At 66.1% G+C, this 22,526-nt stretch carries 21 protein-coding genes; 12 read left to right on the top strand and 9 right to left on the bottom strand.

Going from position 1 to position 22,526, the window contains the following annotated elements:
* Nucleotides 1–144 precede the first annotated feature (144 nt).
* The 5 genes from MKP08_RS07880 to MKP08_RS07860 form a co-directional block, all read right to left on the bottom strand.
* The gene (locus tag MKP08_RS07880) at nucleotides 145–885 is read right to left on the bottom strand and encodes a proteasome-type protease (protein WP_241553358.1); all 741 of its coding nucleotides are present in this window, start codon (nucleotides 883–885) and stop codon (nucleotides 145–147) included.
* Nucleotides 886–978: 93 nt separating this feature from the next.
* The gene (locus tag MKP08_RS07875; protein ID WP_215228667.1) at nucleotides 979–1,794 is read right to left on the bottom strand and encodes a transglutaminase family protein; all 816 of its coding nucleotides are present in this window, start codon (nucleotides 1,792–1,794) and stop codon (nucleotides 979–981) included.
* Nucleotides 1,794–2,738, bottom strand: coding sequence for an alpha-E domain-containing protein (locus tag MKP08_RS07870; RefSeq protein WP_215229622.1), 945 nt, complete (start codon nucleotides 2,736–2,738; stop codon nucleotides 1,794–1,796). The genes MKP08_RS07875 and MKP08_RS07870 overlap by 1 nt, the downstream gene beginning before the upstream one ends.
* A 17-nt stretch (nucleotides 2,739–2,755) precedes the next feature.
* Entirely contained in the window at nucleotides 2,756–4,183 is a 1,428-nt protein-coding gene (locus tag MKP08_RS07865; RefSeq protein WP_241553357.1) for a circularly permuted type 2 ATP-grasp protein, read from the bottom strand.
* A 57-nt stretch (nucleotides 4,184–4,240) separates the two neighbouring features.
* Entirely contained in the window at nucleotides 4,241–5,017 is a 777-nt protein-coding gene (locus tag MKP08_RS07860) for a triacylglycerol lipase (protein WP_241553356.1), read from the bottom strand.
* Nucleotides 5,018–5,164: 147 nt separating this feature from the next.
* On the opposite strand from MKP08_RS07860, the gene uvrB reads away from it, so the two are divergent.
* Together uvrB and MKP08_RS07850 are read left to right on the top strand one after the other, a co-directional pair.
* Nucleotides 5,165–7,339 carry an excinuclease ABC subunit UvrB gene (gene uvrB, locus MKP08_RS07855; protein WP_241553355.1) on the top strand — a complete coding sequence of 725 codons (2,175 nt, stop codon included), beginning with the start codon at nucleotides 5,165–5,167 and terminating at the stop codon, nucleotides 7,337–7,339.
* Between the two features lie 154 nt (nucleotides 7,340–7,493).
* On the top strand, nucleotides 7,494–8,066 hold the full coding sequence (locus MKP08_RS07850) for a hypothetical protein (protein ID WP_241553354.1): 573 nt from the start codon (nucleotides 7,494–7,496) through the stop codon (nucleotides 8,064–8,066).
* Here MKP08_RS07850 and MKP08_RS07845 read toward each other — a convergent pair.
* On the bottom strand, nucleotides 7,996–10,080 hold the full coding sequence (locus MKP08_RS07845; RefSeq protein WP_241553353.1) for a protein-disulfide reductase DsbD: 2,085 nt from the start codon (nucleotides 10,078–10,080) through the stop codon (nucleotides 7,996–7,998). The two genes, MKP08_RS07850 and MKP08_RS07845, sit on opposite strands and share 71 nt — an antisense overlap.
* Nucleotides 10,081–10,108: 28 nt before the next feature.
* On the opposite strand from MKP08_RS07845, the gene MKP08_RS07840 reads away from it, so the two are divergent.
* Entirely contained in the window at nucleotides 10,109–11,323 is a 1,215-nt protein-coding gene (locus tag MKP08_RS07840) for an FAD-dependent monooxygenase (protein ID WP_241553352.1), read from the top strand.
* A 9-nt stretch (nucleotides 11,324–11,332) separates the two neighbouring features.
* On the opposite strand, the gene MKP08_RS07835 is transcribed toward MKP08_RS07840, so the two are convergent.
* From MKP08_RS07835 to hemC, 3 genes are read right to left on the bottom strand one after another with little or no spacing between them, the layout of a single operon-like run.
* Nucleotides 11,333–12,241 carry an MICOS complex subunit MIC60 gene (locus MKP08_RS07835; RefSeq protein WP_241553351.1) on the bottom strand — a complete coding sequence of 303 codons (909 nt, stop codon included), beginning with the start codon at nucleotides 12,239–12,241 and terminating at the stop codon, nucleotides 11,333–11,335.
* A gap of 43 nt (nucleotides 12,242–12,284) precedes the next feature.
* Nucleotides 12,285–12,968, bottom strand: coding sequence for a uroporphyrinogen-III synthase (locus MKP08_RS07830; protein WP_241553350.1), 684 nt, complete (start codon nucleotides 12,966–12,968; stop codon nucleotides 12,285–12,287).
* Nucleotides 12,965–13,894 (bottom strand): hydroxymethylbilane synthase, encoded by a 930-nt coding sequence (gene hemC / locus MKP08_RS07825; protein WP_241553349.1) that lies wholly within the window; start codon nucleotides 13,892–13,894, stop codon nucleotides 12,965–12,967. Before hemC ends, MKP08_RS07830 begins: the two co-directional genes overlap by 4 nt.
* Nucleotides 13,895–13,938: 44 nt before the next feature.
* On the opposite strand from hemC, the gene tsaD reads away from it, so the two are divergent.
* From tsaD to MKP08_RS07780, 9 genes are all read left to right on the top strand, one after another.
* Entirely contained in the window at nucleotides 13,939–14,973 is a 1,035-nt protein-coding gene (gene tsaD, locus MKP08_RS07820) for a tRNA (adenosine(37)-N6)-threonylcarbamoyltransferase complex transferase subunit TsaD (RefSeq protein ID WP_241553348.1), read from the top strand.
* Nucleotides 14,970–15,977, top strand: coding sequence for an NAD(P)H-dependent glycerol-3-phosphate dehydrogenase (locus MKP08_RS07815; RefSeq protein WP_241553347.1), 1,008 nt, complete (start codon nucleotides 14,970–14,972; stop codon nucleotides 15,975–15,977). Before tsaD ends, MKP08_RS07815 begins: the two co-directional genes overlap by 4 nt.
* Before the next feature lie 9 nt (nucleotides 15,978–15,986).
* A complete protein-coding gene (locus MKP08_RS07810) occupies nucleotides 15,987–17,519 on the top strand; it encodes a lipopolysaccharide biosynthesis protein (protein WP_241553346.1) in 1,533 nt (510 codons plus the stop codon).
* A 58-nt stretch (nucleotides 17,520–17,577) separates the two neighbouring features.
* Complete coding sequence (locus MKP08_RS07805; protein ID WP_241553345.1) at nucleotides 17,578–18,315, top strand: OmpA family protein; 738 nt, start codon at nucleotides 17,578–17,580, stop codon at nucleotides 18,313–18,315.
* Nucleotides 18,316–18,440: 125 nt separating this feature from the next.
* Entirely contained in the window at nucleotides 18,441–19,082 is a 642-nt protein-coding gene (locus MKP08_RS07800; RefSeq protein WP_241555570.1) for a hypothetical protein, read from the top strand.
* Nucleotides 19,083–19,151: 69 nt separating this feature from the next.
* Nucleotides 19,152–19,511: a response regulator gene (locus MKP08_RS07795; protein ID WP_241553344.1), complete on the top strand. Its 360-nt coding sequence runs from the start codon at nucleotides 19,152–19,154 to the stop codon at nucleotides 19,509–19,511.
* A gap of 102 nt (nucleotides 19,512–19,613) precedes the next feature.
* Complete coding sequence (locus tag MKP08_RS07790; protein WP_215228683.1) at nucleotides 19,614–20,795, top strand: acyl-CoA dehydrogenase; 1,182 nt, start codon at nucleotides 19,614–19,616, stop codon at nucleotides 20,793–20,795.
* A 67-nt stretch (nucleotides 20,796–20,862) separates the two neighbouring features.
* Nucleotides 20,863–21,519, top strand: a complete 657-nt coding sequence (gene maiA / locus MKP08_RS07785) for a maleylacetoacetate isomerase (RefSeq protein ID WP_241553343.1) — start codon at nucleotides 20,863–20,865, stop codon at nucleotides 21,517–21,519.
* Complete coding sequence (locus MKP08_RS07780; RefSeq protein WP_241553342.1) at nucleotides 21,516–22,526, top strand: fumarylacetoacetate hydrolase family protein; 1,011 nt, start codon at nucleotides 21,516–21,518, stop codon at nucleotides 22,524–22,526. The genes maiA and MKP08_RS07780 overlap by 4 nt, the downstream gene beginning before the upstream one ends.

Below are 22,526 nucleotides of genomic sequence, written 5' to 3'. Positions count from 1 at the left end.
ATGCGGATATGGACCAAGTAGCGTGAGCAAGGACGCTTCGTAGCCGCCCGGTACCCGTAATATTTGGTCAATTATGGATGTAGTCGGCACCCGCGTTTGTACGGTGCACCGCGCTGATTAAAGGTTTACTATTAGGTAAAATTCCTAGGTCTGAAAGGTGTAATCGGGCAGCGAGTAGAAGGCGTGACGCAGCGCGTCGCTCCAGCTGGACGAGATTTCCTGGAAGTAGGGATCGTCGCCCTCGATCCGCCGCGAATGGGCGGGCGCGAAGCCGTCCTTCTCGATCACCATCATGTCCAGCGGCAGGCCGACCGACAGGTTCGCCTTGAGCGTCGAATCGAAGCTCACCATCAACAGCTTCACCGCATCTTCGAAACTCATCTGCGGATCGTAACCACGGATCAGGATCGGGCGACCGTACTTGGTCTCGCCGATCTGGAAGAAAGGCGTGTCGAAGCTGGCTTCGATGAAATTGCCTTCCGGATAGATCAGGAACAGGCGCGGCTCCATGCCCGTGATCTGCCCGGCGAGGATAATGGAGGCGGTGAAACGCCCCTTCCCCCGGTCGCCATTGGCCTTCTGGCGTTCCTCGATGATCTCGTGGAGCAGTCGCCCCACTTCGGTGGCAACGTTGAACATCGTCGCACTTTCCAGGACCGAATTCGCCCGGTTCTCGGGCAGCTTGGTCCGCTCCTCCAACTGGCTGACGACCGCCTGGGTCGTTGCCAGATTGCCCGCCGTCATCAGGGTGATGATGCGTTCTCCGGGCACGCGCCAGTGGTGCATCTTGCGGAACGTCGAAATGTTGTCGACGCCCGAATTGGTTCGGGTGTCGCTCATTAGAACGAGGCCTTTCTCCAGCACCATGCCAACGCAATAAGTCATCTTCGTCTCCCTGGCGGACGCGAACGGAGCCTCGCCGATCCGCCACCTCGCTGGCATTGCGCGTCGGAGCGATCAACCCCGACGGCAAGGTATCTACTGCTGGTCGACCTGCTGCTGCTCGACTGCGACGTCGACACGAAGGTCCTCCGTCGTCGTCCCGAAACTGATGCCCGTGATCGGTGCGGCGTCGCGATAGTCGCGGCCGGTCGCGACACGAATATAGCGCTGGTCGGGGCTGATGCCGTTGGAGATGTCGAAGCCGACCCAGCCCAGACCTTCGACATGCGTTTCGGCCCACGCATGCGTGGCCTCCTGATCGATGCGGTCGTTCATCATCAGATATCCGCTGACGTAGCGTGCTGGAATGCCATGCTGCCGTGCCACACCGATAAAGATGTGCGCATGGTCCTGACACACCCCGCGGCCCTGCTCGGCAGCCTGTTCGGCAGTCGTGGTGACACCCGTCTCCCCGGTGCGATACTCGACTTCGTCACGGATTGTCTGTGACAAGGCGTGAAGATAATCGAGCGGGCCGAGACTGTTATCGAGCTTCTTCATCAGGCTGCGCACACTCGGCCCCGGTCGCGTCAATTTGGTCTGCGACAGGAAACTCCACAGGGGCAGATGCCCCGCATGGCTGCCGATCACTCCCGCATGATCGTGAGTATCGACCGTTCCGGAGCAGGTGATGACGACCTCTTGCGCACCCGGTTCGACAGCGACCAGCGTCGTAGTGTTGTGATGCTGGTCGTCATATTCCAGCTCCTCCTCGGCGCCGTCGTAATGCATCGACCATTCGACGATTTCCTGACCCTGCGTGCTCTTGGGCGTGAGCCGCAGGCGTTGCAGCGCGTGCACGACGGGCTCGGAAAAGCGATAACGGGAGGTGTGGCGGACGGATAGGCGCATCAGAGGTGAAACCTGTAATCTTCGCCGATCGCCTGAGCGATGGCGGCGTTGGACTGCATGAATTCGGTCAGGAATTCGTGCAGCCCCCGGTCGAAGATATCCTCGACCGAGAGGTTGGCGAGCCGCGTGTCGGCCTCGCGCATCAGCGCGTTGCTCTGGCCTTCCACGCCGTGCAGCCGGGCCAACGCGGCCAGTTCCTCGCGCAACTGACTGTGACAGAAGGCGAGACTCCGGGGGAAGCGGTCGTCGAGCGCGAGGAATTGGACGATACCGCGCGCGTCGATGTTGGCGGCGTTCAGCCAGCGATAGGCGCGGTCGCCCGATACGGAACGCAGGACCGTGTCCCACTGCCCGGTATCGAGGCTCGACCCGACATAGGACAGCGAGGGCAACAGCAGATAATATTTGATGTCGAGGATGCGGGCGGTGCTGTCGCCGCGCTCCACAAACGTCCCGGCACGCGCGAAATGATAGCCCTCGTCCCGCAACATCGAGCCGGCCAGCGCCCCGTGCGCCAGCGTGCCGCCGTGGCGAATGGCGGTGATGACATTGCCGACCGAGCCCTGCCCCACAGGACGTGCCAGCATGTCGTTCATCTGCATCCAGATTTCGTTGACCGCTTCCCACAGCTCGCCGCTGATCGCATTGCGCGCGGCTCGGGCATTGGTGCGTACGCCATCGACCATGTCCATGACACTGCTCGGATTGGCCTTGTCACGCAGGATGAAATTCCACGCCTGCACGCCGGTATAGGTCGCGTGATGCGCCTCGTAGGCCTCGCGCCGCCCGGCGGTCTGGATGACGGAGCGCCATTCCTCCTCCGCGGTCACCATGTCGCGGGTCAGCGCCATGCGCAGCCCGGCATCGAGCAGGCGCGCGGTGTTCTCCGCCCGCTCGAGATAGCGGAACATCCAGAACAGGCCATTGGCGGTGCGGCCCAGCATGCGTGTCGTCCCCCCCATCAGTCCTTGAGCACCCAGGTATCCTTGGTCCCGCCACCCTGGCTGGAATTAACCACCAGCGAGCCCTTCTTCAGCGCCACCCGGGTCAGCCCACCCGGGGTGATGTCCACACCGTTGGGAGACATGAGCACGAAGGGACGCAAGTCGACATGCCGCGGGGCAAGCCCCTTGCGGGTGAAGATCGGGCAGGTCGACAGCGACAGGGTCGGTTGCGCGATGTAATTGTCCGGGCGCGCTTCGATCTTCTGCCGGAATTCCGCGATCTGCTTGCGCGTCGAGGCAGGGCCGACCAGCATGCCGTAGCCCCCCGAACCGTGAACCTCCTTCACCACCAGTTCCGCCAGGTTGTCGAGAACGTATTTGAGGCTGTCGGGGTCGGCGCAGCGCCATGTCTCGACATTGGGCAATAGCGGCTTCTCGCCGGTGTAGAACTCGACGATGTCGGGCATGAACGAATAGATCGCTTTGTCGTCGGCGACCCCGGTGCCCGGCGCATTGGCGATGGTGATGTTGCCCGCGCGATAGACGTCCATGATGCCGGGCACGCCCAGCACGCTGTCGGGATTGAAGGTCAGCGGGTCGAGGAATTCGTCGTCGACCCGGCGATAGAGGACATCGACCGTCTGATAGCCTTGGGTCGTGCGCATCTGGACATGCCCGTCGATGACGCGCAGGTCCGACCCCTCGACCAGTTCCGCGCCCATTTGATCGGCGAGGAAGGCGTGCTCGAAATAGGCGCTGTTGTAGATGCCGGGCGTCAGCACCGCCACGGTCGGCTTCCCCACCGTGGAGGCGGGAGCGCAGGCGGCGAGACTGCGGGCAAGGCGACGGGGATAGTTCGACACCGCCTCCACACCGATCCGTGTAAACAGATCGGGGAACATCGCCATCATGGTCTCGCGGTTTTCCAGCATGTAGGAGACGCCGCTAGGCGTCCGGGCATTGTCTTCCAGCACAAAGAACTCGTCGGGTCCTGTGCGAACCAGGTCGATCCCGACAATGTGGGTATAGACCCCGCCCGGCGGGGTGAAGCCCACCATATTGGGCAACCACGCGTCGTTCTGGCGGAAGAGTCGTTCCGGGATGCGCCCGGCGCGGATGATTTCCTGCCGGTGATAGAGGTCGTGCATGAATGCGTTGAGAGCGCTCACCCGCTGCTCGATCCCGCGCGTCAGCTTGCGCCACTCGGCTGCGCTGATGATGCGCGGCACCATGTCGAACGGGATCAGGCGCTCTTCCGCCTCATCCTCGCCATAGACGTTGAAAGTTATGCCGGTGCGGCGGAACTGCCCTTCCGCCTCGAAATGCTTGCGGCGAAGCAGGGCCATATCCTGCTCTTCGAACCATTCGGAATATTCCGAATAGGCTTCGCGCACCCCGCCACCTGCAATCTGCATTTCATCGAATTGGGCGTCGCCCTCGGACATGAATCCCCCTCGTTAGACCCTCAAGGCCCGCCACCTCCTCTCCCATGCTAGAAAGGTTCAGGAGCGATCGAGTTCCCGGGCCACCGCGCGAATGGCGGTACGCGAGAATGCGAAATCCATATGCGAGCAGCGCAAGGCGACCGCTCGGTCGCGTTCGCCAGGCCGCCCCGCGGCGCACCGCGGGTCGATCACTCCGTCACGCGGGCTCCAGAAAGCGATTGTGCGGACCGGGGGCTTCTCGGCCAGTTGCGCCTCCACCGGAACCTGATCGACGCGATGCCCGGCGACCAGTTGATAGACCCGCCAGGCATTGTTCGCCCGCAAATCGCCGGAGAACGGGCTCCCCATGGTGATGACCCCCGCCACCAGATCGGGCTGCAACTTGGCGATCTCGCGCGCATACAGGCCGCCCAGGCTCCAGCCGACGAGCCACACCTTGCGACCGTAGCGACGGTGGAGATCGACCAGGCGCTGCTCGGCCAGACGCAGGCGATCTTCCGACACGCCGGTGTTCATGCCTTGCCCCCAGCGCTTCACCTTGTGCCCCGCCTGCTCCAGCTTGTGCGCCATGCGGCGCATGCGGACCGGGTGCGAGAGGAAGCCGGGCACCAGCATCACCGTCTGCGGTTCGTGCGTTTTCGGCAGGACGTAGGGATCGGCGAAATCGCGTACGCGCTGCAACACGGGTTCGGCGAGATAGGACAGCTCCGCCACCAGCAACCGTAGCGAGGGGCGGCGCGCCTTGCGCGCCTCCTTCTCCAGCGCCAGCGACACGCGTCGGCGCACCGTCTGCGCGGACGCGGTCCAGCTGATCGGAGGAGCGAGCGATGCCATGAAACCGTAACATAAGGGAATGCTCCGCGGTTCCAAGTATCGCGTGGACCATGTCAGATCGCTGTCGCGAAGGTCGGGTGCCGCGTGTGTGCACCAGTGCGCCACCTGTCATTGCGGCGCCCGCTGCGATGCCCCATATCGGGGCACATGGCCGAACTCGTTATCCGTCGCGGGCTGGAAGAGCCCGATACCTCCGGCAGCTTCACCCCGCACAAGCCAAACCGGCCCGAGAAGTCGATGCCGGGCAAGAGGTTCGAACTGGTGTCGGACTACGAGCCCGCAGGCGACCAGCCGACCGCGATCGCCGAACTGGTCGGGGCCGCGCGGGAGGGCGACCAGACGCAGTGCCTGCTGGGCGTAACGGGCTCCGGCAAGACCTTCACCATGGCCAAGGTGATCGAGGAACTGCAGCGGCCCGCGCTGATCCTGGCACCCAACAAGATCCTCGCCGCGCAGCTCTACGGTGAATTCCGCAGCTTCTTTCCCAACAACGCGGTCGAGTATTTCGTCAGCTATTACGACTACTACCAGCCCGAGGCCTACGTGCCGCGCAGCGACACGTACATCGAGAAGGAAAGCTCGGTGAACGAGGCGATCGACCGGATGCGCCACTCGGCCACGCGCGCGCTGCTGGAGCGCGACGACGTGCTGATCGTGGCTTCGGTATCCTGCCTCTACGGTATCGGCTCGGTCGAGACGTACTCGGCTATGATCTTCGACATCAAGCAGGGCGAGAGCGTCGACCAGCGCGAGCTGATCCGCAAGCTGGTGGCGCTCCAATACAAGCGCAACGACGCGGCCTTCGCGCGCGGCAATTTCCGCGTGCGCGGCGACAATCTGGAAATCTTCCCCAGCCACTACGAAGACACCGCGTGGCGGATCAGCTTCTTCGGGGACGACATTGAAGAAATCGTCGAGTTCGATCCGCTCACCGGTAAACCCGGCACCAAGCTGGACAAGGTGCGCGTCTATGCCAACTCGCACTACGTAACGCCCGGGCCGACGATGAAACAGGCTGCCGAAGCCATCAAGTTCGAGCTGGCCGAACGGCTCAAGGAGCTGGAGGCGGAAGGCAAGCTGCTCGAACACCAGCGGCTGGAACAACGCACCAATTTCGACCTCGAGATGATCGCCGCGACCGGCAGCTGCAACGGCATCGAGAACTACAGCCGCTTCCTGACCGGCCGCCTGCCCGGCGAACCGCCGCCGACGCTGTTCGAATACCTGCCCGAGAACGCGCTGTTGTTCGTGGACGAGAGCCACCAGACGGTGCCGCAGGTGGGCGCGATGGCGCGCGGCGACCACCGGCGCAAGCTCACGCTGGCCGAATACGGCTTCCGCCTGCCGAGTTGCATCGACAATCGTCCGCTGCGCTTCAACGAATGGGACGCGATGCGCCCGCAAACCTTTTGTGTCAGCGCGACGCCGGGCAGCTGGGAGATGGAGCAGACCGGCGGCGTCTTCGCCGAGCAGGTCATCCGCCCCACCGGCCTCATCGACCCCCCGGTCGATATCCGTCCGGTCGAGGACCAGGTCCAGGATTGCATCAACGAGTGCAAGGAGACCGCCAAGAAGGGCTATCGCACGCTGGTCACGACATTGACCAAGCGCATGGCCGAAGACCTCACTGAATTCATGCACGAGGCCGGGGTAAAGGTGCGCTACATGCACTCCGACGTCGAAACCCTCGAACGTATCGAGCTGATCCGCGACCTGCGGCTGGGCGTGTACGATGTGCTGGTCGGCATCAATCTGCTACGCGAGGGGCTCGACATTCCCGAATGCGGGCTGGTGTGCATCCTCGACGCGGACAAGGAAGGCTTCCTGCGGTCGGAGACTTCGCTGATCCAGACCATCGGTCGCGCCGCGCGTAACGTGGATGGCCGTGTGATCCTCTACGCCGACCGCATCACGGGTTCGATGGAACGCGCGATGGCGGAGACCGAGCGCCGCCGCGAGAAACAGCGCGCGTATAACGAGGAACACGGGATCACCCCGACCACAATCCGCCGCGCGATCGCCGACATCGTCGCCCATGCGAGCAAGGGCGAGGACGGCGCGGTCGAGGACGAACCACAGAACCTCGTGGGCCATAATCTGCGCGCCTATATCGAGGACCTGGAAAAGAAGATGCGCGACGCCGCCGCCAACCTCGAATTCGAGGAAGCCGGCCGCCTGCGCGACGAAATCCGCCAGCTCGAAAACGACGAGCTTGGCTTGCCCGAGGGTGAGCAGAAAGCGCCGCGCGTGGGACGCAGCAATGAGGGCAGGCCGGGGACGCGGAAGCTTCGATACGGGCGAACGCAGAAGAAAATGCGGTGAGGCTCAGCGCGTCGCACGCTATTTCGGCCATCGTGAATGCAACTCCTCTCCGCCGTATGCACTGGACGAAACTGGATCGGATCGCCAAGCGAGCGGCATAACCCTGCCGAACCCTATTGCGGACGCGCCGTTCGCGCGATTATGGCGGGCGGACATGTCGCCTTCCCGCCCGCTTGCCCTCGCCCTCCTGCTGGTCTGCACCGCGTGCAAGCCGCCGGCATCGGATGATTACGTCTCGCGCATGACGCTCACCAGACAAGCGGAAACCTTCGCTTCGGACCCGCTGCCGTCACCCGATGCGAAGGGCGCCGTCTGGGCCGCCGGTGCGCAGCCGCTGCGGATCCTCTACGGGGTTCCCGGCAAGATGCCGTTCCTGGCGATACGGTGCGACACCTCCACCGAGGTGCCGCGGATCGATTTCACCCGCTTCTCCCCCGCCGATCGCAATGCGAAGGCGATCATGGCGCTGATCGGGAACGGCCATGTCGAACGGTTCGAGGTTGCCGCCCGCAACAACGGGCGCGCATGGTTGTGGGAGGGTGGGCAGTCCGCGGACAGCGCCGAGCTCGACGTGCTGACCGGCTCGCACGATGTCGAGCTGACGATTCCGGGCGCGGGAAGCCTGATGCTGCACCCCAGCCCGCTGCCGGGGAAGCTTATCGAGGCGTGCTCGGATCTGACCCAGATCGCGCAGAGCCCCGAGGCGTCGCCCTCTCCGCCCGGCTGACCAGCGTATCGGGCGTCAGGACCTGGGGCAGTTGCTCGGGATCGCCTGCGCCGGGCTTGTACCACAGGTAGAGCGGCACGCCTGCCACGCCTTGTTCGGCAAGGAATTGCGTGATCTGCGGATCGGGACGCGTCCAGTCGCCGCGCAAGGTCTTCACCCCTGCGCGCTCGAAGGCGTCGGCGGTCGTCTCACGCTCGATCGCGACCTCCTCGTTGACCTTGCAAGTGAGGCACCAGTCGGCGGTGAACCACACGAACACCGGCCGGCCGCTGGCCCGCGCATCGGCCAGCGCGGCGGCGCTGAAAGGCTGCGGCTCCAGCAGACTGTCCGCGCCTGCGCTGACCACGGCGGGCGGCGCGGGAAGCGCGACCAGCGCGAACGCGGCCGCCGCGCAGGCGCCGATGGCGGGCAGCAGGCCCCGACCGTCCAGCCTGCGCTGGCTCCGCCCGAGCTGGAGCAGCAGGCCCACCATCACGATCGCGATCGCCCCGACCGACAGCGCCCAGCCGGTGCCCCCGATACGCCAGAGGAGCCAGCCGAGCGCAACAACGGTCAGGCCCATCGGCAGCGACATCCACCGGCGAAACCGCTCCATCCATGGGCCGGGACGTGGCAGGCGCGACCGCAGTGCGGGGATGAACCCCAGGAGCAGGAACGGAAGCGCGAGCCCTAGCCCCAATCCGGCGAACAGAGCGAGCGCCGCGATCGGTGGTAGCACCAGCGCCGCGCCCAGCGCCGCCGCCATGAATGGCCCCGTACACGGCGTTGCGACGAACGCGGCGAGAAGACCGGTGGCGAATGAACCTCCCGTGCCGCTGCTGGGCGCGCCGCCGCGGATTGCGATACCGGGTATTTCGAACAGGCCCAGGAAATTGGCGGTGATCGCACAGCCAAGCAGGAACAGCGCAATGAGCACAACCGGTTGCTGCAACTGGAACGCCCAGCCCACCTGGACCCCGGCGCCGCGCAAGCCCAGCAGCAGGCCACCGAGCGCGAGGCAGGCCACCAGCACGCCCGCGGTATAGGCCAGCGCATCGCGCCGCGCCGCCCGTTCGGTGCCGCCCGCCTTCGCGAGAGCCAGCGCCTTCAGGCTCAGGATGGGAAACACGCAGGGCATGACGTTGAGGATCAGCCCGCCCAGGATCGCGCCGAGCACCAGCAGTGCGAGCGATGAGCCTGGTCCGCCCGCGCCGAGCGGTTCACCGGTCGCAGGGACGGACCCCGGCACGGCTTCGAAACGAAAGCCCTGCCCATCGCCATAGGCGAGGATGCCGGTGATTTTCTCCGGCGTTTGTCCGTCTTCCGTTCGCGGCAAGCGCGCGATGAGCGTGTCGCCCGTGCGTGAGAAGGTCTGGGGTGCGGCGTAATCGACAACCTCGCCCTCGCCGATGAAGACATGGGGGTTTGCTAGGTCGAAACTGCCTGGCACCGGGATCGCGAGCGTGAGAGAACCGCCCTGCGCATCGAAGCGCGCGGTCCGATCGAGCAATGGGGGAATGGCGGCCTGCCATTTGGCGAAACGCGCTTCGCTCCCGCGCGCGTCGCCGGCCACCAGAGTGGCGCTTTCGGGAACGCAGATCCGGTCCGTGCAGGCGAGCCAGCGAGCTTTCACCGACAGGGGCTCACGGCCCTCGGCCTGCGCCCCGCTCGGCATCTTCACTGGCACCAGCACCGCGTACTGGTGCTCGTACACATGGTTCATCAGCCCGCCGATCACGAGTTGTTGCGGGACGGGATATTGCAGTTCTCCGATCCAGTCGCGGGGCCAGTTCCATTCCAGATGCATCGGCAAGCCGGCATCGCCGGGGTTGCGCCAGTAACCGTGCCAGCCGGGCTCTGGATCGAACACCAGCGCATAGGTCCGCTCCCGCCCGCCATCGCCGCTGTCGACCAGCAACAATTGGGGCCTGAGATGCGGCGGCTCGACCCCTTGCGCATGCGAAGGCTGCGCCAGGAGAGAGGCGAGGACAGCGAGGAAAAGCACCGCGATGCGGGGCAACGAACTTGCGCGCATGGTGTCTCGCCCTCTAGGAGCGAGGGCGATGGACGACAAGCGCGACCTCCTGATCCTCGGCGGCGGCCTGGTGGGCATGACGCTGGCCCTCGCCGCGGCAAGCCGTGGCTTCACCAGCCATGTCGTGGATCGCGCCGATCCCGCCGATCTGACGGCGGAAGGGTTCGACGGGCGCGCTTCGGCGATCTCGACCGCGAGCTGGAACCTGTTCCGCCATATCGGGCTGACCGAAGCGTTGGAGCCGCATGGCTGCCCGATCGACACCATCGCGGTGTCCGATCAGCTGCGGCCCGGCCGCATCGATTTCCGCCCCGAACCGCACGAGGGTTCGCTGGGCCGAATGTTCGCCAACCGGCAGTTGCGCCTCTCTCTGTTCGAAGCCGCGCGTGGGGAAAAGCGCATTGCGTGGCATTCCAGCGCGGAGGTGGTCGAACGCACCCGCGACGAGTTCGGAGCCTCGGTGCGCTTAGCCGACGGAACACGGCTCAAAGCGAGCCTGATGATAGCGGCCGAGGGTCGCGGTTCGCCCACCCGCGAGCAAGCCGGGATTCCGGTCGCCAAGTGGCAATACGATCATAGCGCGATTATCGCTGGGCTGCTCCACGAGAAGCCGCACGGCAACGTGGCCTGGGAAATCTTCTACCCCGCCGGGCCCTTCGCGCTGCTGCCCCTGCTCGACGATCAACAGGGTCGTCATCGCAGCGCGCTGGTCTGGACCGTGTCGCAGCGCGATGCCGCGGGGGTCGTGAAACTTGGCGACCGCGCTTTCCTGGCGGAGGTCGAGAAGCGCATGGGCAATTTGTTCGGCGCGCTCGACGTGTCCGGCCCGCGCGCCTCCTTCCCGCTCGGCTTTCATCACACCGCGAAGATCACGGCGCAGCGGCTCGCGCTGGTGGGCGATAGCGGGCACGGCATCCACCCGATCGCCGGGCAGGGGCTCAATCTGGGCCTGCGCGACGTCGGCGCGCTGGTACAAGTGCTGGAGGACGGGCGGCGGCTTGGGCTCGATTTCGGCGATGCGCAATTGCTCGCCCGCTACGAGACCTGGCGCGGGCTCGACGCCTTTTCCGTTGCCCTCGCCACGGACGGCCTCACGCGGCTGTTCGGTGTCCCCGGGCGCACCGCTTCGGCCATCCGTCGGCTCGGCATGGGCGCGGTCCAGCGGCTCCCGGTGCTGAAGGACTGGTTCATGGACGAAGCGCGCGGTGTCTCCGGCGATCGTCCGGCCATGCTGGAGGCCTGAGCCCCGCCGCTACTGCTGGGACTGGCCCTGCATGGTCACCACACTGGAACGGCTGACCGGATTGCCCGACCCATCGCGCAAACGCCGCGGCTCCAGGATCGCCGCCGTTTCCACCAGGTCGAGCGCGCGCTGCACCGCGGCATAGCGCCGCGTATCCGCCATCCATCGTTCGGCCTTGTCGGCCCCAGGCATCCGCCCAACCTCGTCGATCGCCGCCTCGTAGCGCCCGCTTTCGAGAAACAGACGCGCGCGCTCCAGCCGCCGCTCGGGCGTCGGCGACGGCGAGCTTTCGCGCCGGATGATGAAAAGCTGGTTCAATTCACGCTTGAGCATGCTCAGGCTGGGGCCGGCATCGCGGGCCTCCAGCGTCGGTCCCAACTGCTCCAGCCGCGCCGATAGCTGGTCGAGCGTCACCGGATCGCGCGAGTTTTCCACGATGGTCGACACCGCGTTGGGCAAGGCATCGCCGAAGCGAAGCCGTAGCTGGTCGGCCAGATAGCCGAGCTGCGCCCCACGCTCGATCGAGCGACGCACGGCAAAGGCTATCAGCAGCCCTTCCGCACGCGCGGCATTCCCGGCCGCCGCTTGCGCCTGAATGTCGAGCTGGTTGAGCCGCTGCTCCGCCGCGGCCAGCCGTTGTTCGATGCCGCCCTGCTGGCGAGCCACGCTGGCCGCCGATTTGGGAGGTGGCGCCATCGCCGCCTGCGTCACGCCGGTGGGCGACGGGGTACTCGCGCTGGGCGCAATGACCTTCTCGCTTTCCGCCTGCGCCACCTCGTCGCGGCGGATGTCGGCGATATCGGGCCGCCACCACATGAATATCGCCACCGCCGCTGCGATCAACAGCAGCAACAGCACGATCCCCAGCAGGGACCGCCAAGATACGCCCCGCGGGCCTTGCACGCTCGTTTCGTTCATTCCGTCCCGTCCCGCAGGCCGACCCCACCGTCGACACGCTTTATCAGGGGCTCTCGCACAGTTCGCCCGCGATAGCCAATAGCGCGGCGTCGTTCGGTGCGGGGGCCACCCGCACTTTGCCCCATCCCGGCCCTGCGGCCTCCGCTATGCGCGGGGCGAGCGCGGCCAGGGACAGCGCATTGCGTTCGATCCCGCTCCGCTCGCATTCACGCGCGAAATGCGCCGCAGCCTCGCCCGAATGGAGCAGCACGACCGAACCGCGGCTGAACAGCGCGCCTTGCGCGGGCGTCACCTGATGGTGGCGCATGCGATAAAGCGTGACCGTGTCGATCTCTACCGAATCCGGCACCGCGAGTTCGACACGTTGCTCGCCCGCCAGGCGCAACAGCCGGCGCGGCTGCGCGGGCAAGGCGTCGAGCAACGCCTGCAACCCGCCTTCGCCGGTTGCCTCGACTCGCCAACCGGTCCGGCGCGCGGCGTCCGCGGTCCTCTCTCCGACCGCCAGCACCGGCACGTCGCGCAGCTTTTCGAGTTCGGAGCCGCCGTGGCGGAAGACGTTGGCGCTGCCCACCAGCAAGCCGTCATAGGCTACCGCCGGGGGCGTCCACCCTACCGGTTCGGCCTGCGACAAGGGCAGTCCCGTGACCCGCAGTCCCATGTGGTGCGCGCGCGTCAGCGTTTCGGTCAGCCCCGGCTCGGGGCGAATGGCGACGATCCGGCGGGTCAAGGAGCGCCGTCGAACAGGTTGCGCACCAGAGCCGGCGCATCGGCAAGCATCCGGAGCGCGAGGTCCCTTGGCGCGCTCCCGTCACCCGCATCGAAGCGCGCTTCGCCTGCGATCCTTTCCGCGCCATCGGCACTGAATATCGCCGCACGCATCTCGATCGCGCCTTCACGGAACTGTGCGAGCACGGCGATCGGGCTGTGGCAGGTCCCGCCCAGCCCGGCGAGCAGCGCGCGTTCGGCGAAAACCTCGGCATGGCTCGATGCATCGTCGATCGCACCCAGCAAGGCCTTCGCCCGCTCGTCGCCGGTGCGACACTCGATCCCGATCGCCCCTTGCGCGACCGCGGGCAGGAAAGTCTCCAGCGGCAGTGGATGGCCGACTCCCGTCTCGCCCAGCCGGTCGAGCCCGGCACGGGCGAGCAGCGTGACATCGGCCTCTCCCGCCGCGAGCTTCGACAGCCGTGTGGCCACGTTTCCGCGGAACGTCACCGGTTTGAGATCGGGCCGCAGGTGCAGCATCTGCGCGACGCGGCGCGGCGCACTGGTGCCCAGCGTCGCACCTTGCGGGATGGCCGAGACATCGCTCGCCCCGACCAGCGCATCGCGGCGGTCGCCACGCGGCAGGATAGCGGCGATCGAAATTTCCGCGGGTCGGATCGTCTCCACATCCTTCATGGAATGGACCGCGGCGTCGATCCGCCCTGCTGCCAGCCAGGCGTCGAGTTCCTTGGTCCAGAGCGCCTTGCCGCCGATTTCGGCCAGCGGGCGGTCCTGCACCTTGTCCCCGCTCGCGACGACCGGCACCAGTTCGACCGCGTCCTCTAGCCACCCATGGGCGGCGCACAGGCGCAATCGGGTTTCCTCCGCTTGCGCCATGGCGAGCGGCGAGCGGCGGGTTCCGAGACGAAGGATGGGCTTATCGGACATGGGCAGGTTTGCCCTAACGGGGGCATCGGCTAAGGGGAAGCCGGATGGGCCTCGTTCTGGGCATAGAATCGAGCTGCGACGAAACGGCAGCGGCGTTGGTCACCACCGACAGACGCATCGTGGCGCAACGCATCGCCTCGCAGGAGGCGGAGCATGCGCCCTATGGCGGGGTCGTGCCCGAAATCGCCGCGCGCGCCCATGCGGAACGGCTCGCGCCGATGATCGATGCGGTTCTGAGCGAAAGCGGCGTCGAGTTGCGCGACCTCGATGCCATCGCCGCGACCGCCGGGCCGGGATTGATCGGCGGGGTCATGGTCGGCCTCGTCACCGGCAAGGCGCTGGCCATGGCGAGCGACGTGCCGCTGCTGGCGATCAACCATCTGGAGGGGCATGCGCTGAGCCCGCGTCTCGCCGATCCCGATCTCGCTTTCCCCTATATCCTGCTGCTCGTTTCAGGCGGACACTGCCAGATCCTGCGCGTGGAGGGTGTGGGTCGCTATCGTCGACACGCAACGACCATCGACGATGCGCTGGGCGAAGCATTCGACAAGACCGCCAAGATTCTCGGCCTTGGCTATCCCGGTGGACCTGCGGTCGAGCGGCTGGCGCGCGAGGGGGATAGCACAGCCGTTCCCCTGCCACGCCCGCTGAAGGGGAGCGCCGAGCCGCATTTCAGCTTTGCGGGACTGAAAAGCGCGGTTCTGCGCGCACATGAATCGGGTCGGTATTCAGCCGCCGATATCGCCGCAAGCTTTCAGCAGGCGGCGATCGATTGCGTGCTCGACCGCCTGACACGCGCCCTCGACACGCTCGAACAAGCCCCTGCCCTTGTCGTCGCAGGCGGCGTTGCCGCCAATCAGGCGATGCGCGGCGCGCTGGAGACATTGGCGGTGGATCGCGAGATGCGGTTCGTGGCGCCCCCGCTGGCCCTTTGTACCGATAATGCGGCCATGATTGCGTGGGCCGGCTGCGAACGCCTGCCGCTGCACGCTGGCGATCCGCTCGATTTCCGGGCCCGCCCGCGCTGGCCCCTCGATCCGGAAGCGCAGCCCGTGCGCGGCGCGGGGGTGAAGGCATGAGCGCTACCCCTCAAATCGCGGTGATCGGCGCCGGCGCTTGGGGCACCGCGCTGGCGCAGATGCTCGCGGCGGACGGCGCGCCGGTCCTCATCTGGGCGCACGAGGAAGAAGTCGTCGCCGACATCAACGCCTATCATCATAATGACCGGTTCCTGCCCGAATCGCCCCTGTCGCGAAGCATTGCGGCGACCACAGATTTAAGCGAGCTCGCCGCGTGCGAGATCGTCCTGGCGGTTACGCCCGCGCAGCATCTTGGTGCGGTTCTGAGGGGGCTGGAGCATACGCCGCGCGATCTCGTGCTTTGTTCCAAGGGGATCGAACAGGGCACCGGGCATCTGATGAACCACGTCGCCCGTGCGGCTTCCCCCGATTCGAACGTTGCGGTGCTGTCCGGCCCGACCTTCGCGCACGAGGTCGCGGCGGGATTGCCCACCGCAGTCACCCTCGCCTGTTCGGGCGGGGAGGAGCAGTGGGATCGCCTTGCGCCCGCAATCGGGCGGCCCCAGTTCCGCCCCTATTACAGCGACGATGTCGTCGGGGCCGAGATCGGCGGGGCGGTCAAGAACGTGCTCGCGATCGCATGCGGCGTGGTCGACGGCATGGCGCTGGGCCAGAACGCCCGCGCATCGTTGATCGCGCGCGGCTATGCCGAAATGCTCCGTTTCGGCGAAGCGATGGGCGCGCGCACGGAAACCCTGGCGGGCCTGTGCGGGCTCGGCGATCTGGTGCTGACCTGCAGTTCGACATCCAGCCGCAACTATTCGCTCGGCAAGGCGCTGGGCGAAGGGCAATCGGCCGATACCCTGATGGCCGACCGGCGCACCGTTGCGGAAGGGGCCTTCACCGCCCCCGTGCTGGTCGAGATTGCCAGCCGCCATGCCATCTCCATGCCGATCGTCGATGCGGTCCACAGCCTGCTGAACGGCGCGCCCGCGGCGGGCGTGGTGGAACGCCTGCTCGCACGACCCCTGCGCTCCGAACGCCACCCCGGCGCGCAGGACTGACGTTTCGTCATGGTAGAAACAGCGCAGCAGCAGGACGGCGACATGGCCGCGCTCGCCAAGGGCGGGCGGACCAATTTCATCGGCTTCCTGCTGCGGCTGGTGGCGCGCATCCCGTTCCTCTTCATCGCCGGACAGCTTTACGGCGCGCAGGCCCTGGGACGCTTCGCGTCGGCGCTGGTCGTGGTCGAACTCCTCGCGCTGGTCTGTTCGATGGGCGAGAAGCGCGGGCTGGCGCAGCGGCTCGCCAACAGCGACGAACCGGAATCGAACCTCGTGCTCGACGGACTGCTGCTGGCCCTGCTGCTATCGGTAATTGCAGGCACGTTCCTGTGGTTCGTGCCCGACCCGATGTTCCCCAACGGGATGAACGGCCCGCTCGACAAGCTGCTGGTCTTCGCCATTCCCGGGTTCGCCATGACGGAGGTCGCGCTGGCGGCGCAGGCCTACCGCTTCGACATCGCGACGACCGTGCGCGCCCGCTCGCTGGCCGAACCGTGGACGATCTCCATCGCGGCCGGGGTGCTGTATTTCGTCGCCCCAGCCTCGGGCCTCGCCCTCGCCTATCTCGCCTCGATCTACGCCGCCCTGATTGTGGCGCTGTGGCCCTTCCTCAAGACTTTCGGGAGACCGCAAGGCTGGCGCCCCCGGCCGCGCAATATCGGTTCGATGACGCTGCGCGCCTTGCCGCTCGCCGGGGCCGACGCGGTGGAGTGGGGCTCGCGCCGGCTCGACATCTTCATCCTCGGCCTGTTCGCGGCCCCCTATGCGGTCGGCATCTACTACGTGGCACAGCAGGTCGCGAGCCTGCCGCAGAAGATGAAGACCAGCTTCGAGCCGATCCTCGGCCCGGTGATCACCAAGAACCTGAAGAAGGGCGACAACACGGCGATCGCCGACCAGCTTTCGCAAGTGGGCTTCTGGATCATCGCGGCGCAGGCGGGCATCGGCCTCGCACTCGGCCTGCCCGGCGAAGGAGTGATGGGCCTGGTCGGGAGCGAGTTCGTCGGCGGCACCGGAGCGCTCGGCTTCCTCCTCTTGGCGGAAGTGGTGGCTGCGACGGCCGTCGTTTCGGAAGCCGCGCTGGTCTACGTCGCGCGGATAAAGAACCTGTGGATCTCGCTCGCCACCATCGGTCTGCAGGCGGTGCTGACCGTGGGCGCGATGTTGGGGGTCGAGCGGATGGGGCTGGCGGGCGGGTACAAGGCCGCCGGAGCCGCGATCGCGCTGATGCTTTCCCTCGGCCTGGCAGCGCTGATCAAGGCGAAGCTCCTGGGCCATATCCTCGGCCAGCCCATCAGGACCTGGCGCTGGGTTCTGGTCTGGGCAGCCGTTCCCGCCACCGCGGTTGGGATAACGATGCAATATGTGGTCGAGTGGGCGCAGCTGTTGTTCGGCATCCCCCTGATCCTGTTCGTCTATGGCATCATCATCTGGACGCGCGGGTTCGGCCCGGAGGACCGCCTCCTGTTCCGGCGCAACCTCGCTTCCGACACCGAACCGCTGCCTCCGGAACCGGGGCCGGAGAGCACGCGCATCCGATAGCGCCGGCTCATCCCAGCCCACGCCTTGCACCGCGCCCGTGAACGGGTAGGACGGGATCATGCGCCACCCCTCTCTCGTCATTGCCGCCGGAGCGGTCGCTACGGCCGGGCTCGCCCTGCTGGCGGCCGAATTCACTGCCGCACCGCTGGCGCAGACGATCCACGACCGGGCGAAGGTCATGCTGGATGAGAAAGGCATGAAAGAAGTGCGCCTGACCTTTGCGACGCGCGCGGGCAGCCCCAGCCGGCATGCCATTCTCACCCCAGTCGGCAACCCCGGCGAGGGGCGGCGGGGGCGGATTGCGAAGGCGTTGGCGGCGGTACCCGGCGTGGGCGGCGTGTTCTGGACCGACGGGACGATGATCGCCGAAAGCGGAGAGGCCCCCGTGGCCCCGCTCCATTGCCAGGACGATGTCGAGGCGCTGTTGCAGGCGCGAACGATCCGCTTCGAGGAATCGAGTGCATCGATATCGCCCGAATCCGGCGAACTACTGGACGAGGTCGCGACCGCCTTGCGCCCCTGTGTCGGGGCCATCATCGCGATCACCGGCCATACCGACAGTTCCGGCCCGCCCGACGTCAACCGCGCGCTGTCGCTGGCCCGCGCCATCGCCGTGCGCGAAGCGCTGGTCTCGCGCGGAATACCCCGACAGGGTCTGATGACCGAGGGGATGGGATCCCAGCATCCCGTGGAAGGGCTCGAAACCACGGATCCGGCCAATCGGCGGATCGAGTTCGCGGTGGTCGCGGAAGTGCCGTTGAGGCCGACCCCCATCGATACGCCGAGCGCGCGCTGAGATGCCGATCTGGGCCGAGTTGATGGCAGCGATGCTCTTCACCTATATCGTGGGCTTGGCGCTCGGATGGGCGATATGGGCACGTCCCGGCCCGGACCGGGACTGACAAGGAGAATGGACGCGTGATGGAACTGGTGCAGGCCAACTGGCCATGGTTGCTGGCCGCCCTGCTGATCGGGCTGGCCGTCGCATGGCTGATCTTCGCGGGCAACCGCAAGACCCGGATCGCACCGGACGACGATGGCGCGGACACCGAAGGCGGTGGGGCGAAGCGCAATCAGGCGCTGATCGATGCGCCTCCGGCGGCATCTGCGGGAGGTTCCCCAGCCAACCCGCCCATTCCCCCAGTGACTCCGATGGGCGTCGCGGGCGCGGGAACAGCGGTTGCCGCCGCGGTGGAGGCCGATCAGATTGCCCGCGAGGAAGAAGCGAACAGCGAAGAGCCTGCTGCGCCTCCGCCGGCCGCTCCAGCCCCTGTTTCGACGCCGCCTTCGGCCCATGTTACTGCACCGCCGCCAGCGCCTGCGCAGCAGGACGACCTCACCCGTATCAAGGGGTTGGGGCCGAAGCTTTCCGCGCAGTTGCACGAAATGGGCATCACCACCCTCTCCGAGATCGCGAACTGGAGCGACGCCGATGTGGCCCGCATCGACGCGCAGCTTGGCCGGTTCGCGGGGCGGATCGAACGCGACGACTGGCGTGAGCAGGCGCGCCTGCTGGGCGAAGGCGACATGGCTGCCTACGAGGATCGCTTCGGGAAGCTCTAGGCCACCGTTCGGAACGACTCCTCCTGTCCGCGCGTATCATCCTTCCGGGCGGCAGAAATGGAGCAAGTCATGGACCGAGCCTATGTCCTCGTGGCCGAAGACGAACACATCATCGGATGCGATCTGGTCGAAACCGTGAAGGAAGCGGGGTTCGAGGTCGATGGCCCGATGCACGACGTGTCGTCCGCCATGTTGTCGTACCAGAAGCGGAAGCCCGATGTCGCCATTCTCGATGTGCAGTTGGGCGATGGCCTGGTGTTCAACTTCGCGGAGCAATTGATCGCGGAGAACGTGCCGGTCATCTTCCATTCGGGCGCGTTTACGCATGATGAGATCGCGGAGCGTTTCCCCGGCGAATACACGATCGAGAAGCCCTGCCCGCCGGACCAGATGCTGGAGCGTGTGCAGCAGGCCCTGATCCCGAAGTAGGCGAGCTGCTACCTCCGACGGCGGGTCCGGCACCGGACGGAAGCGACACTTGCCCGTGACGCGCTGGAGTGCGAAGGCGACCTGCAGAACGCAGGAGAAAACATGGCCGGAATGGTGAAATTCGACTGGGACGATCCGTTCCGGATCGACGAACAGCTGACCGAAGAAGAGCGGATGATCCGCGATACCGCGCACGCCTTCGCGCAGAACGAACTCCAACCGCGCGTCATCGACGCCTTCAGCCGCGAAGTGGACGCGCCCGAACTGTTCCCCATGATGGGCCAGGCCGGTCTGCTGGGCGCGACGGTGCCGGAGGAATATGGCGGCGCGGGTGCGAACTACGTTTCCTACGGCCTGATCGCGCGGGAAATCGAACGGGTCGATTCCGGCTACCGCTCCATGGCGAGCGTGCAGTCGAGCCTCGTGATGTATCCCATCCAGGCCTACGGCTCCGAAGAACAGCGCAAGAAATATCTTCCGGGCCTCGCCAGCGGCGAACTGATCGGGTGCTTCGGTCTGACCGAGCCCGACGCGGGCTCCGACCCCGGCTCCATGCGCACCTATGCGAAGAAGGACGGGGACGGCTACTCGATTTCGGGCAGCAAGACCTGGATTTCCAACTCGCCCTTCGCCGACGTCTTCGTGATCTGGGCGAAGAGCGAGGCGCACGACGACAAGATACGCGGTTTCGTTCTGGAAAAGGGGATGGAGGGGCTGTCCGCTCCGAAGATCGAGGGGAAGATTTCGCTGCGCGCCAGCACCACCGGCATGGTGATGATGGACGAGGTGAAGCTGCCCGCCGACGCATTGCTGCCCGAGGTCGAAGGGCTGAAGGGCCCCTTCGGCTGCCTCAACCGCGCGCGCTACGGCATCTCATGGGGATCGATGGGCGCGGCCGAGTTCTGCTTCCACGCCGCACGGCAATACGGGCTTGACCGCCAGCAGTTCGGTCCGCTCGCGGGCAAGCAGCTTTATCAGCTGAAGCTCGCCGATATGATGACCGAGATCGCGCTCGGCCTGCAGGCGTCGCTGCGCGTCGGCCGGCTGATGGACGAAGGCAAGTTCGCGCCCGAGATGATTTCCATCGTGAAGCGCAACAATGTCGGCAAGGCACTCGATATCGCACGCAAGGCGCGCGACATGCACGGCGGCAACGGTATTTCCGAGGAATACCAGGTGATCCGCCACATGGTGAACCTTGAGACGGTCAACACCTACGAGGGCACGCATGATGTCCACGCGCTCATCCTGGGGCGCGCGATCACCGGCATTCCAGCGTTCTGACGAAACCTCTGCCCTCCGCCCCGGTTTACCGATACAGCTGCAGCCGGAGCGGCAGGGAGAGGTGCCCATGATACTCTACGGGTTCTATCGCAGCTCGACGAGCTATCGCCTGCGTTGCGCCCTTGCGCTCAAGGGCATCGAATACGAATACCGGCCGGTGAACCTGTTCGAAGGCGAGCAGAAGGGAGAGGCTTTCTCCTCCCGCAATCCCTTCGCGGGCGTGCCCATGCTGGTGGCCGACGGACGCGACCGGGCACAGTCGATGGCGCAGCTGGAATGGCTGGACGAGGCCTATCGCGAGCGCCCGCTGCTGCCCGCCGGCATAGAGGACCGCTACACCGCGCGCGAGCTCGCCTATGCCATCGCGACCGAACTCCACGCCCCGCTGAACATGCCGGTGCTGAAATATCTGAAGGATCCGCTCGGCCACGACCAAGACGGGGTCGACACCTGGTATCGCCACTGGCTGGGCCGCACGCTGCGCCCGATCGAGCGCAGGCTCGATCAGCTGGGCACAGGCGACTTCCTGTTCGACCGGCCCGGTTTCTTCGAAGTCGTGCTCGTGCCGCAAATCTACAACGCGCGGCGCTTCGCTTTCGATCTGGCCGAGATGCCGCGCATCCGCCGGATAGAAAGCGCGTGCCTCGCCCTGCCCGAATTCCGGCGCGCCCATCCCGACGCGCAACCCGACAATCCAGAAAACAAGAAGGAAGAGATGTCATGAAGCTCGCAACGATCGACAACGGCACGCGCGACGGTCAGCTGGTCGTCGTTTCCCGGGACATCACGCGCTATTGCGCCGCCGACAACATCGCACCCACGCTGCAAGCGGCGCTCGACGATTGGGAGAATTGCGCGCTCAAGCTTGAGGCGCTCTATCGCGACGTCGAGCACGAGGCGGTGCCGTGCGAGCGCTTCCACGAACGGCAGGCGCTCTCCCCCCTCCCCCGCGCCTATCAATGGGCTGATGGCAGCGCCTATATCAACCACGTCGAATTGGTGCGGAAGGCGCGCGATGCGGAGGTTCCGGAAAGCTTCTACCACGACCCGCTGATGTACCAGGGCGGCAGCGACGACTTCCTGCCCCCGCGCGCGAACATCCCGCTGGGCGACACCAGCTGGGGCTGCGACATGGAAGGCGAGATCGCTTGCATCACCGATGACGTGCCGATGGGCGTGTCGAAGGAAGAGGCAGGCAGCCACATCAAGCTGCTGATGCTGGTCAACGACGTTTCCCTGCGCGGCCTGATCCCGGGCGAGCTGGCTAAGGGTTTCGGGTTCTTCCAGTCGAAACCCGCCACCGCCTTCTCCCCCGTCGCGGTCACGCCCGACGAATTGGGCGAAAGCTGGCGGGACACGGTCATCCAGTTGCCACTGAAGGTCGATTACAACGGCCAGCCGTTCGGTCGGGCGGAGGTCGGACAGGATGCGACCTTCAGCCTCGCCCATCTGGTGGCGCATGCGGCAAAGACGCGCAATCTGGGCGCGGGCGCGATCATCGGCTCGGGCACGATCTCGAACAGGGGAGCGGACGGCGGCCCGGGCAAGCCCGTGGCGGAAGGGGGCGCGGGCTATAGCTGCATCGCCGAGATCCGCATGATCGAGACCATCGCCGATGGCGAAGCGAAGACCCGCTTCATGGAACCCGGCGACACCGTGAAGATCTGGATGGACGATGCGCAGGGTCACTCGATCTTCGGCGCGATCGAGCAGGAGGTGGTTTCCGCCTGA

It is taken from the genome of Erythrobacter sp. LQ02-29 (assembly GCF_022576075.2).
Classification (GTDB): domain Bacteria; phylum Pseudomonadota; class Alphaproteobacteria; order Sphingomonadales; family Sphingomonadaceae; genus Alteriqipengyuania.
Note: the sequence above shows the minus strand (reverse complement) of the source record. Positions and strands in the feature narration are given on the sequence as shown.